This is a genomic window from Oerskovia jenensis (assembly GCF_016907235.1).
In the GTDB taxonomy this organism is placed as follows: domain Bacteria; phylum Actinomycetota; class Actinomycetes; order Actinomycetales; family Cellulomonadaceae; genus Oerskovia; species Oerskovia jenensis.
Genome location: NZ_JAFBBO010000001.1, coordinates 904,788 through 916,885, shown reverse-complemented (window position 1 = coordinate 916,885; position 12,098 = coordinate 904,788). Strand labels below are relative to the sequence as shown.

General features: G+C 71.1%; 8 protein-coding genes and 2 tRNA genes. 8 read left to right on the top strand and 2 right to left on the bottom strand.

From position 1 onward, the window contains the following. Positions 1-202: 202 nt before the first annotated feature. Positions 203-276: transfer RNA gene (locus tag JOD49_RS04145), tRNA-Gly, on the bottom strand. 234 nt (positions 277-510) lie between these two features. Here JOD49_RS04145 and JOD49_RS04140 point away from each other — a divergent pair. From JOD49_RS04140 to clpX, 8 genes are all read left to right on the top strand, one after another. Beyond that, positions 511-584 (top strand) — tRNA-Pro (locus JOD49_RS04140). Between the two features lie 579 nt (positions 585-1,163). Continuing rightward, on the top strand, positions 1,164-2,930 hold the full coding sequence (locus tag JOD49_RS04135) for a glycosyltransferase family 2 protein (RefSeq protein WP_205306091.1): 1,767 nt from the start codon (positions 1,164-1,166) through the stop codon (positions 2,928-2,930). Next, positions 2,927-3,127 (top strand): hypothetical protein, encoded by a 201-nt coding sequence (locus tag JOD49_RS04130; protein WP_205306090.1) that lies wholly within the window; start codon positions 2,927-2,929, stop codon positions 3,125-3,127. Before JOD49_RS04135 ends, JOD49_RS04130 begins: the two co-directional genes overlap by 4 nt. Then, positions 3,124-5,211 (top strand): acyltransferase family protein, encoded by a 2,088-nt coding sequence (locus JOD49_RS04125; protein WP_205306089.1) that lies wholly within the window; start codon positions 3,124-3,126, stop codon positions 5,209-5,211. The genes JOD49_RS04130 and JOD49_RS04125 overlap by 4 nt, the downstream gene beginning before the upstream one ends. Before the next feature lie 310 nt (positions 5,212-5,521). Beyond that, positions 5,522-6,910: a trigger factor gene (tig, locus tag JOD49_RS04120; protein WP_205306088.1), complete on the top strand. Its 1,389-nt coding sequence runs from the start codon at positions 5,522-5,524 to the stop codon at positions 6,908-6,910. A gap of 368 nt (positions 6,911-7,278) precedes the next feature. Continuing rightward, the gene (locus JOD49_RS04115; protein ID WP_372441213.1) at positions 7,279-7,899 is read left to right on the top strand and encodes an ATP-dependent Clp protease proteolytic subunit; all 621 of its coding nucleotides are present in this window, start codon (positions 7,279-7,281) and stop codon (positions 7,897-7,899) included. Positions 7,900-7,949: 50 nt separating this feature from the next. Continuing rightward, positions 7,950-8,666 carry an ATP-dependent Clp protease proteolytic subunit gene (locus JOD49_RS04110; protein WP_239525135.1) on the top strand — a complete coding sequence of 239 codons (717 nt, stop codon included), beginning with the start codon at positions 7,950-7,952 and terminating at the stop codon, positions 8,664-8,666. A 148-nt stretch (positions 8,667-8,814) separates the two neighbouring features. Next, a complete protein-coding gene (gene clpX / locus JOD49_RS04105; RefSeq protein ID WP_205306086.1) occupies positions 8,815-10,086 on the top strand; it encodes an ATP-dependent Clp protease ATP-binding subunit ClpX in 1,272 nt (423 codons plus the stop codon). Between the two features lie 166 nt (positions 10,087-10,252). On the opposite strand, the gene JOD49_RS04100 is transcribed toward clpX, so the two are convergent. Continuing rightward, positions 10,253-12,073 carry an AMP-dependent synthetase/ligase gene (locus tag JOD49_RS04100; RefSeq protein WP_205306085.1) on the bottom strand — a complete coding sequence of 607 codons (1,821 nt, stop codon included), beginning with the start codon at positions 12,071-12,073 and terminating at the stop codon, positions 10,253-10,255. Positions 12,074-12,098 lie beyond the last annotated feature (25 nt).

Below are 12,098 nucleotides of genomic sequence, written 5' to 3'. Positions count from 1 at the left end.
TCGCTCGCAGTCGCCGTCCGCGGCCTTGTCGGCGCGGTGCCCTGCGAAGTCCTGGTGTCTGGCCCGAGGCTATCGGCCCCCGCACCGCGCTGCAATGCTGTCTCATCGGTTCGACCGGGGAGAGGGTGTGCCGCGCGGGCCCGCGGGGGAGGGGGAACGACGACGGCGGCCCGAGGATCCTCGGGCCGCCGTCGTGTCGTGCTGGAGCGGATGACGGGAATCGAACCCGCGTGATCAGTTTGGAAGACTGAGGCTCTACCATTGAGCTACATCCGCGCAGAAGAACGCCCGCCGTGGTGGCGAGGTCTGCGGCGCTACCTTAGCAAAGGTCGGGCCGGTCGCGGGACTCGGTGCTCGTGAGCGTGCTCTCGCTGGTCAGTGCGGTGACCTGCCGGGCAGGGGTGGCGCTCGCCCCTCCTCGGGACCCCGTACACTTGGCCGTTGCCGGTGCTGCGCGGCGGGTCTGCCCGACGTGACGCACCGGAGGCCGTCGTCGCACGACGGCACGTTCGGGGTGTGGCGCAGGTTGGTAGCGCGTCCGCTTTGGGAGCGGAAGGTCGCAGGTTCAAATCCTGTCACCCCGACATGTGACGAAGGCCCGGAACCTCGACGGTTCCGGGCCTTCGTCGTGGGGGCGGCCGCGGAGCCCCGTCCGTCCTGGGCGGCTCGGACCACCTGGATCGCGGTGTCGACGGTCGTCTCGAACCCGTAGCCGTCGCCGCCTCGCACCTCGACGGGGTCGGTGCCGGTCGCGAGCGGTGCGACGCCGGCCCAGACGCCCGTCCCGGCGGCCCTCGACAGCGTGACGAGAAGACGGTCCTCGCCCCCGCCTCGGCGCAGGACCGGGCGCCTCGTCACCTCCCGGTGGACGACCCGCGGCGCGGGTCCGCAGTGTCGCGGACCGAGCGTCTCTCAAACCCGACCAGGCGGCTCTGATCGCGCCTGCAACGGATGCTGTGCGCTGCAGCAATCTGACAAACCGTATCAATCTGTCTTATGGGATGAGACGGTCGGGTGGTTTTGGTCGTTTTGTCAGGCGCGGCCATGCGTAAATCGTTAGCGTTCCTCCCATATCGGCCCAGCCGATTGCCGCCGAGTCAGCGTCGCCGCGGCGAGCCATCCACGCCCTCGGGCGTCACTTGGTATCGAAGCGGAGAACACCTGTGACACTGCTGCACGGCACGAGACCCAGCCCTCACCAGGCCGGTCGTCCACCGGCTCCCCATGACCGGTCGGGTCGCCCGGTCCACGGGGACGCGACCCCCTCCCCGGAACCCGACCGGCTCCCCGCCCCGCCGACGCGCCCGCCGACCGGGGCCCACCACCTGCTGCCCTCGCCGCCCGCCGACGAGGACGTCTACCAGGACCTCGCGCGCGTCCAGCGCTGGGTCCAGCCCGTGGGGGTCGTCGCGACGCTCCCGATCCTCGTCGCGGTGTGCGTCTTCGCAGCGCGCTCGCCGTGGCTGTGGTGGCTCTACCTCACGGTCGGGCTGACGCTCGTGAGCATCACGCTGTGGCTCCTGACGGGGACCGCCAGAGGACGCGTCACGCGTGACTCGCACGAGCGGAAGATCGCCGCCTGGGCGCCCGGGACCCCTCCGAGCATCGACGTCTACCTGCCCGTGTGCGGCGAGGCCGGCGACGTCCTCGACAACACCTTCGGTCACGTCGCGCGGCTCGAGTGGCCCGGCGTGGTCGAGGTGTGGGTGCTCGACGACGGCGCCGACCCCCGGGTCGCAGCCCTGGCCGAGCGCCACGGCTTCCGCTACCGGGTCCGGCCCGACCGTGGGCACCTCAAGAAGGCCGGGAATCTGCGGTCGGCCTACGCGGTGACCGAGGGTGACGTGATCGCGATCTTCGACGCCGACTTCTGCCCGCGACCCGACTTCCTGCACCACCTGGTCCCGTACCTGGACGACCCGGCCGTCGGCATCGTCCAGAGCCCGCAGGACTTCGACACCGACGAGCGCATGGGGTGGCTCCAGCGGACGGCGGGCGCGACCCAGGAGATCTTCTACCGCTGGGTCCAGCCGTCGCGCGACCGCTACGGGGCCACGGTCTGCTGCGGCACCAACGCCCTGTACCGGCGCTCGGCGCTCGACACGATCGGCGGGTTCCCCGAGATCGACCACAGCGAGGACATGTACACCGGGATCGGGCTGCTGCGCACGGGCTTCGTGACCCGCTTCGTCCCGGTCCGTCTGGCGCGCGGGCTGTGCCCTGACGAGCTCGGTCCGTTCCTGACCCAGCAGTACCGCTGGGCCAACGGTTCGGTGGCCCTCGTCGCGGACGGGGCGAAGGCCAGGGCGGGTCTCGACCGACGCCAACGTCTCGCGGTGTGGGCAGGCTTCGTCTACTACTCCGAGACGGCGTTGTTCGCGCTCAACCTGTACGTGCCCTCGGTCGTCATGTGCTTCTGGTACCCCGAGCAGGTCAGCCCGACCAGCTTCCTGGTCTTCCTCCCGAGCCTGTGGGTGCTCCTCGTCCTGTACCCGGTGGTCCACCGGACCCGGTGGCGGCCCGAGGTCCTGCGGGTCCAGCTCGCCCAGAGCTTCAGCCACCTCGTGGTGCTGGGGCACGCCGTGACCGGACATCACGCGGGCTGGGTCCCGACAGGTGGCAAGGGGTCGTCGAGCGCCCTCGCGCGGACCATCTCGCGCGTCATGGTGGCGACGCTCCTCGTCGGGACCCTCACGTGGACCGTGGGGATCGCCCGGGGGGTCGCCGCGCACGGCGTCGACAGCTACTGGGCCATGATCGTGCTCGCGGCCTTCTACGCCTACGTCTCGGTGCCGCTCGTCGTCGCCGGACTCCAGGTGCTGGGGGCGCGTCGGGCCTCGGCCGCCCCCGTGGAGCTCGTGAGGACGACCCTCGCGGGTGCGCAGGACTCCGCCCCTGCCTCGGCCGTCGCGACGCAGGTGCAGGCATGACGGCGCCGAGCGGTCGCGCCGGGCAGGACGACGCGTCCCCCGAGAGCGACCGCGCGGTCGTCCCCGCGGCGACGACCGGGTCGCCCCGGGCGCACAGCTCCCTGCGGTGGCCCGCGGTCGTGGCCCTCACGGCGGCCCTGGCGTTCGCCGGGCTCGTCGCGGCCGGTGTCTTCGACCCCATGATCGCGGCGCTGTGAGCGCGCGGACCGGGCGGGAGCGGCCCGGCTTCCGGGGGGACGTCGAGGGCCTGCGCGCGCTCGCCGTCGTGCTCGTCCTGCTCTTCCACGCGCAGGTGCCGGGCGTGCTCGGCGGGTACGTGGGAGTCGACGTCTTCTTCGCGATCTCGGGCTTCCTCATCACGGGGATCCTGCTGCGCCAGCTCGCGTCGACGGGGCGGATCGCGCTGCCCGCGTTCTTCGCGGGCCGTGCTCGCCGCATCCTGCCCGCCGCGTCCGTGGTCCTGGCCGGGACGGCGCTCGCGGCCTGGCTCGTGCTGCCGCCGCTGCGGGCGCGCGACACCATGGTCGACGTCGTCGCGAGCGCGCTCCAGGTCGCGAACCTGCGCTTCATCGCGCAGGAGACCGACTACATGGCGGCCGCAGCGGCGCCGAGCCCCGTGCTGCACTACTGGTCGCTCGCGGTCGAGGAGCAGTTCTACGTCGTGGTGCCGTTGCTGCTCGCGCTCGTGGGAGCGGTCGCGTCGCGCACGCGTCGCAGCCCGGTGCCCGCGGCGGTCGCCGTGCTGGCGGTCGGCACGGTCGCGTCGTTCGTCGTCTCGCTCGCGCTGACGTCGAGCGACCCCGCGGTGGCGTACATGTCGCCGCTCACGCGGGCGTGGCAGTTCGGGCTGGGCGGTCTCCTGGCGGCTGCTCTGCTCCGCAGGCCCGACGGCGTCGCTCCCCTCGCGGTGGGCGACGTCGTCCCGGCGCGTGGTCGTCTCGTCCTGAGGCGCGTCGCGTGGACCCTGACCGGGTGGGCCGGGCTCGGCGTCGTGGTGTGGTCGGCTCTGGCCTACGACGAGTCGACGCCCTTCCCGGGGACGGCGGCTGCCTGGCCGACCCTCGGGACGGTCGCGGTCCTGGCGGTCCCCGCTGCGGTCCGGACGGCCCGGGGGAGCGTGGGCCACCTGCTCGCGCTGGCGCCGGTCCGGGCGGTCGGGCGGTTGTCCTTCGCCTGGTACCTCGTCCACTGGCCCGTCCTCGTCCTGGCCGACGCCGCGTGGGGGCCGCTCACGTGGCCCCAGCGTGTGGTCCTGACGATCGGTGCGGGGGGCGTGGCCTGGCTCGTCCTGCAGGGGGTCGAGTCTCCGTTGCGGCGCTCGCACGTCGTGGCGCTGCGGCCCTCTGCCAGCTACTCGGTGGGCTTCACGGGGGTCGTGCTCGCCCTGACGGCGAGCCTCGGGGCGGGCTCGGCCGTGTACGCGGACCTGGAGGGGGAGGAGGTCGCGTCCGCTCAGGTGAGGCTCGACACGATCTTCGAACCGGCCGCGCTCGCGCGGACGGGGGGCCCGGTGACGCCCGGGCTGACGCAGGCCGCGCTCGACGCCCCGCCCGCGGAGACCCCGTGCCTGGGGTCGCTGAGCCTGAGCTCGACGAACTGGCCGGCCGAGTGCGTCGTCGGGCCGGCCGACGGGCGTGCGGTCGTGCTGTTCGGCGACTCGAAGGCGTTCCAGTGGAGCGGGGCGCTGCGCGACATCGCGCTCGCGCAGGGGTGGCGCCTGTCGATCGTGACCAAGGGCGGCTGCACCCCGGCCGACCTGCCGCAGGAGATGCTCGACGAGTCGCAGCACTGCGAGACGTGGCGTGACGCGCAGATCGACCGGATCGCCGATCGCGCCGACGTCGTGATCGTGGGGTCGAGCGCCGCGTACTTCGAGGGCGCGGAGGGCGCCGACCGACGAGAGCGCGCCTGGGCGAGCACCCTCGGGCGGTTCGCCGCCGCGGGAGTGCCCGTGGTCTACCTGCGAGACACGCCCACGCCCGTGACCGACGTCCCGAGCTGTGTCTCGGGGGCGCTCGACGACTGGGACGCGTGCTCGTTCTCGCGCGCCGAGGCGCTGCCGACCGACCCGTTGCTCGTCGACGTGGCGCTCGGTGACGTGCCGGGGGTCGAGGTCGTCGACGTCTCGGGGGTCGTGTGCGCGCAGGCGGACCGGTGCCCGGCCGTCCTGGGCGGGCTCCTGCTGTACCGCGACGGCAGCCACCTCACGGCCACCGCCGTCCAGGCGCTGCGCCCCGAGCTCGAACGTCGGCTGGTCGAGACGAGCGCGCTCGGGGGCTGACCGCAGCAGGACGACCTGGGCGGGACGTCGGTGCCGGAGCGGCGCCGACGTCCCGCCCGGTCCGCCGTCCTCGCACCGGGCGCGCCTGCGCCCACGAGGTGTGGCGTACCATGGACGGGTTGTCCGTGCGCCCTTTCCGGTGGACGCCCTCCGGGGCTCCCGCCGCACCGCTCGAGGCGACGCGATCGACCAGGCGCCCGGCGCCTGCCACCGATCGATGAACGTTCGAACAGGTCCCGCTGCAACCGGCGGGACGAGCACGCACCCCGTTGCCGCACGTCGGCTCCCCGATCAGTTGGAGATCATCGAAGTGAAGAGCGCCGTCGAGACCCTGGACCCCACCAAGGTCAAGTTGACCGTCGAGGTGGAGTACGACGAGCTCAAGCCGAGCATCGACCACGCCTACAAGCACATCGCGGAGCAGGTGAACGTCCCCGGCTTCCGCAAGGGCAAGATCCCCGCGCGCATCATCGACCAGCGCGTCGGTCGTGCTGCCGTGCTCGAGCACGCCATCAACGACGGCCTCTCCGGCTTCTACCGCCAGGCCGTCAACGAGACGGGCATCCGCCCGCTCGGCCAGCCCGACGTCGAGGTGACCGAGGTCCCGCTCGACGCCGAGGGTGCGCTGCACTTCACGGCCACGGTCGAGGTCCGCCCGGAGATCGAGATCCCCGCGCTCGACACCGTGAAGCTCACGGTCGAGGCCGCCGAGGTCTCCGCCGACGACATCGCCGAGCGCCTCGACGCGCTGCGCGAGCGTTTCGGCACGCTGGTCGGCGTCGACCGCCCCGCCGCCGAGGGCGACTTCGTCGTCATCGACCTCAAGGCCGTCATCGGCGACGAGGAGATCGACTCGGTCTCGGGCATCAGCTACCAGATCGGCTCGGGCAACATGCTCGAGGGCCTCGACGAGGCGCTGACCGGCCTCTCGGCCGGCGAGACGACCACCTTCAAGGCGCCGCTCGCGGGTGGCGACCACGAGGGCAAGGAGTCTGAGGTCACCGTCACGGCCACCTCGGTCAAGCAGCGCGACCTGCCCGAGGCCGACAACGAGTTCGCCGAGCTCGCGTCCGAGTTCGACACGATCGAGGAGCTCAAGGCGGACCTGCGCGAGCAGGTCGCGAGCATCAAGACCTCGAACCAGGCCGTCGAGGCCCGCGACGCCCTCGTCAAGTACCTCGTCGAGAACACCGAGATCCCCGTGCCCGAGGGCGCTGTCGAGGCCGAGGTGCACCGTCACCTCGAGTCCGAGGGTCGTCTCGAGGACGACGCGCACCGTGCCGAGGTCGTGGTCGACGCGACCAACGCGCTCAAGAACCAGATCCTGCTCGACACCCTCGCGGAGCAGCTCGAGATCAAGGTCGCCCAGAACGAGCTCCTGGACTACCTGGTCAACGCCTCGCGCCAGTACGGTATGGACCCGAACCAGTTCATCCAGTCGCTCGACCAGGGCGGCCAGATCCCCGCCATGGTCGGCGAGGTCGCCCGCTCGAAGTCCCTCGCCGTGGCCCTGCGCCAGGTCGAGGTCAAGGACTCCGAGGGCAACGTCGTGGACCTGAGCGAGTTCATCGGCTCGGACGAGGAGGACGCTGCCGCTGACGCAGCGGCCGCCGCCGCGGGCGAGGACGTCACCGGCATCACCGACGAAGACGGTATCGAGGTCGTCTCCGAGGACGAGGCGCCCGCCGACAAGGCCTGACCTCCCGGTCACGGCACCGTCCAGCGAGCCCGACGACGGCCCCCACCTCCCTGCGGAGGTGGGGGCCGTCGCGCATGGCCGAGGGAGCGTCGCACCGCACGGAGCGCGCCCGTCGCGTCCGGCGGGGTCGACGCGACGGCCCAGCGCGACCTGCGGCCACGGGGCCCGGGAAGTGTCGGTGAGCGACGCCGTCGGGCAGCCTGGGCGCCCTTCCTGCGCCCACAGCGAAAACCCCGGATATCGGGACGGTTTCCGCTCCCCGCCCGCGTTAGGGTCACAGCAACGGTGAGTCCGTCCAGACGGAGGAACCGACCAGCCGCGACGTTCGAGCGTCGCGAGCGACAGAGGGATCGACGAAGGAGATGGACGTGAGCGATCAGTTTCCGGTGGCACGAGGCGAGGGGCCGGGGCTCGGCCTGAACGACTCCATCTACAACCGGCTGCTCAAGGAGCGCATCATCTGGTTGGGCTCGGAGGTGCGCGACGAGAACGCGAACGCCATCTGCGCCCAGATGATGCTGCTCGCGGCCGAGGACCCAGAGAAGGACATCTGGCTCTACATCAACTCGCCGGGCGGGTCGATCACGGCCGGCATGGCGATCTACGACACCATGCAGTACATCCAGCCCGACGTCGCGACCATCGCGATGGGCATGGCCGCCTCGATGGGGCAGTTCCTGCTCTCCTCGGGCACCAAGGGCAAGCGCTACGCGACGCCCCACGCCCGCGTCATGATGCACCAGCCCTCGGGCGGCATCGGTGGTACGGCGACGGACGTCCGCATCAACGCGCAGCTCATCATGCACATGAAGAAGGTGCTCTCCGAGCTCACGGCCGAGCAGACCGGTCAGCCGCTCGAGAAGATCCTCAAGGACAACGACCGTGACAGCTGGTTCACGGCGCCCGAAGCCCTCGAGTACGGCTTCATCGACCACGTCGTGACGAACGCTTCGTCGGTGACGGGTGGCGGCGGCACGGCGAGCAGCTGAGCTCACCGACGCCCCGGCCCCCCACCCACGATCCCACCCGAGGAGACACCTTGAGCTACGCAAGCCAGGAATCCCAGTACATCTCGACCGCTCAGCGCCTCGCGGGCGCGGGCGCCGGCGGCGGCATCGCCCTCCCGCACGGCGCGCCGTCCTCGCGCTACGTGCTCCCGCAGTTCGAGGAGCGCACGGCCTACGGCTTCAAGCGCCAGGACCCGTACACCAAGCTGTTCGAGGACCGCATCATCTTCCTGGGCGTCCAGGTCGACGACGCGTCCGCGGACGACGTCATGGCCCAGCTCCTCGTCCTGGAGAGCCAGGACCCGGACCGCGACATCATCCTGTACATCAACTCGCCCGGTGGCTCGTTCACGGCCATGACGGCGCTGTACGACACCATGCAGTACATCAAGCCGCAGATCCAGACCGTGTGCCTGGGACAGGCGGCCTCCGCCGCGGCCGTGCTGCTCGCGGCCGGCCAGCCCGGCAAGCGTCTCGCGCTCCCCAACGCCCGCGTGCTGATCCACCAGCCCGCGATGGAGGGTGGCGGCTACGCGCAGGCGTCGGACATCGAGATCCACGCGAACGAGCTCATCCGCATGCGTGAGTGGCTCGAGGACACCCTGGCCATGCACTCGGGGCGCGACGTCGCCCAGGTGCGCGAGGACATCGAGCGCGACAAGATCCTCACGGCCAAGCAGGCCAAGGAGTACGGCCTGGTCGACCAGGTCCTGGAGAGCCGCAAGCCGGTCATCCAGAACAAGCCCTGATCTCGACATTTCCCCCCGACCCACCGGGGTGCCCGGCTGACAACGGGCCCCCGGTGGTGTGCAATGGTGGTAGGTCGGCACGTGTCGTCCCAGATCGCGGGGGCCTCAGTCCCAGCGCAAGAGCAAGACCGAGGCTAGGAGGCTCGTAGTGGCTCGGATCGGAGATGGTGCAGACCTGCTGAAGTGTTCCTTCTGCGGTAAGTCCCAGAAGCAGGTCAAGAAGCTCATCGCGGGCCCCGGCGTGTACATCTGCGACGAGTGCATCGAGCTCTGCAACGAGATCATCGAGGAAGAGCTGTCGGAAGCGGCCGAGCTCGGGCTCGTGGAGCTCCCCAAGCCGCGGGAGATCTTCGACTTCCTCGAGCAGTACATCATCGGGCAGGACGCCGCCAAGCGGGCGCTGGCCGTCGCGGTGTACAACCACTACAAGCGGATCCAGGCCGGGGAGCACGCACGCCCCTCGGACGACTCGCAGGTGGAGATCGCCAAGTCGAACATCCTGCTGATCGGCCCCACGGGCACCGGCAAGACGTACCTGGCCCAGACGCTCGCGAAGATGCTCAACGTGCCGTTCGCGATCGCGGACGCCACGGCGCTCACGGAGGCGGGGTACGTCGGCGAGGACGTCGAGAACATCCTCCTCAAGCTCATCCAGGCCGCGGACTACGACGTCAAGAAGGCCGAGACGGGCATCATCTACATCGACGAGGTCGACAAGGTCGCCCGCAAGTCGGAGAACCCCTCGATCACGCGAGACGTGTCCGGCGAGGGAGTGCAGCAGGCCCTGCTGAAGATCATCGAGGGCACCACGGCCTCGGTGCCGCCGCAGGGCGGGCGCAAGCACCCCCACCAGGAGTTCATCCAGATCGACACGACCAACGTCCTGTTCATCGTGGCCGGGGCGTTCGCAGGGCTCGACGAGATCGTGGCGACCCGTTCGCGCAAGCGCGGCGTCGGCTTCGGCGCCCCCATGGACACGCACGAGGAGGCGGACCTCTTCGCCGAGGTGCGTCCCGAGGACCTGCAGAAGTACGGCCTCATCCCCGAGTTCATCGGCCGCCTGCCCATCATCACGTCGGTCGCGAAGCTCGACCAGGAGGCGCTGGTGCGCATCCTGACGGAGCCGCGCAACGCCCTGGTCAAGCAGTACCAGCGCATGTTCCAGATCGACGGCGTCGAGCTCGAGTTCGAGGACGACGCGATCAGCGCCATCGCCGACCAGGCGCTGCTGCGTGGCACGGGTGCTCGTGGGCTCCGCGCCATCATGGAGGAGGTCCTCCAGCAGGCCATGTTCGACGTCCCGAGCCGGGACGACGTCGAGCGCGTGGTCATCACGCGCGAGGCCGTGCTGGACAACGTCAACCCGACGCTCGTCCCGCGCACCGCGATCAAGCGGGCACCGCGCGAGAAGAGCGCGTAGGACGCACGCACGACGAAGGGCCCCGGAACCTCGGTTCCGGGGCCCTTCGTCATGTGCCCGCCCTGCTGTGCGCGGGGCAGGGCTGTTCGGCGCGGGCCGTGGCGTGCGGGGGAGAGCGTGGCCCCGTGCGGCCCGTGCGGCCCGTGCGGCCCGTGCGGCCCGAGCGTCAGGCGTCCGCGTTCGCGGGGGCTCCGTACAGGTCGTCGATGGTCGAGGTGAAGTCGCGCAGCACCAGGTTGCGCTTGACCTTGAGCGACGGGGTCAGATACCCGTTCTGCTCGGTGAAGTCGGTCGTGAGCACCTGGATCTTGCGGATCGACTCGGCGCGTGACACGGCCTCGTTGGCCCGCGTGACGGCCCGGTCGAGGGCCGCGAGGACGGTCGGGTCGGTCGCGGCCGTCGCGACGTCCATGGGCGGCAGGCCGTGCGTCGTGAGCCACCCGGGGAGCATCTCGGGGTCGATCGTGACCAGGGCACCGATGAAGGGCCGCTGGTCGCCGACCACGACGACCTGGCTCACGAGCGGGTGGGCGCGCAGACGGTCCTCGAGCTGGGCCGGTGCGACGTTCTTCCCACCCGCCGTCACGATGATCTCCTTCTTGCGCCCGGTGATCCGCAGGTAGCCGTCCTCGTCGAGCGAGGCGAGGTCTCCGGTGCGGAACCAGCCGTCCTGGAGGACCTCGGCCGTCAGGTCGGGCTGGTTGTGGTAGCCGCGGAAGACGTGGTCGCCCTTGACGAAGAGCTCGCCCTCGGCGTCGACCTTGAGCGCGGTGCCGGGGAACGCCGGGCCGACCGTGCCGATCTTGAGCCGGCTGGGCAGGTTCACGGCCGAGGGGGCCGTGGTCTCGGTCAGGCCGTAGCCCTCGAGGATGGTCAGGCCGACGCCGCGGAAGAAGTGGCCCAGCCGCTCGCCCAGGGGGGCGCCACCCGAGATCGAGTGCGTGAGGTCACCGCCGAGGGCCGCGCGCATCGAGCCGAACACGAGCCGGTCCGCGAGGGCGTGCTGGGCCTTGAGGACGATCGACGGGCCGCCCGCCGAGTCGAGCGCGCGCGAGTAGGTGATGGCGACCTTGGCCGACCAGTGGAAGATGCGCCGCTTGGCCCCTGCGCCGGCCTTCTGCTCGGCGGCGTTGTAGACCTTCTCGAACACGCGGGGGACCGCGAGGAGGAACGTCGGCTTGAACGACCCCAGGTCCGGGACGAGCTTCTTGATGTCGGAGCTGTGCGCCAGGACCGCGGTCGGGGAGGCGATGCACACGACCTGCACGAACCGGGCGAAGACGTGGGCGAGGGGCAGGAACAGGAGCGTGCGCGCGTCGGGCGTCGCGACGATCTCGGCGAGGCCCGCGACACCGTTGCGGGTCAGGTGCACGAAGTTCAGGTGCGTGAGCTCGACCCCCTTGGGACGACCGGTGGCCCCCGACGTGTAGATGATCGTCGCGAGGTCCTCGCGCCCGGTGGCGGCGCGACGAGCGTCGACCACCTCACGAGACACCTCTGCGCCGCCGGTCCGCAGGTCGTCGACCGCGCCGTCGTCGATCACCAGGACCTCGCGCAGGAGCGGGAGCCGCTCGCGGACGCTCTCGACGATCGCGGCGTGCGAGGACGTCTCGACGAGGGCCACGCTCACGCCCGCGTCCGACAGGATCCACTCGACCTGGTCGGCCGAGGAGGTCTCGTAGACGGGGATGGGCACCCCTCCGGCGGCCCAGACCGCGAAGTCGAGCAGCGTCCACTCGTAGCGGGTGCGCGACATGATGGCGACCCGGTCCCCGGCCTGCACGCCGCGCGCCACGAGTCCGCGGGCGACGGCGACCGCGTCGTCGTCGAAGGCGCGGGCGCTGACGGGCTGCCACGGGCCGCCCGGCGTCAGGCGTCGCTCGATCACCGCGTCGTCCCCGGAACGCTCGACGCGGTCGGTGAGAAGCGTGCTGATGCTGCTGGTGGCCGGTACCTCGACGAGGCTCGGCGACGCGAATTCGGTCATGTCAACTCTCCGCTGAGTGGTGGGG

What these genes read in the sequence shown, in the direction of transcription:
- JOD49_RS04130 (WP_205306090.1), top strand. Translation starts at nt 2,927, where the DNA reads ATGACGGCGCCGAGCGGTCGCGCCGGGCAGGACGACGCGTCCCCCGAG.
- JOD49_RS04100 (WP_205306085.1), bottom strand. Translation starts at nt 12,073, where the DNA reads ATGACCGAATTCGCGTCGCCGAGCCTCGTCGAGGTACCGGCCACCAGC.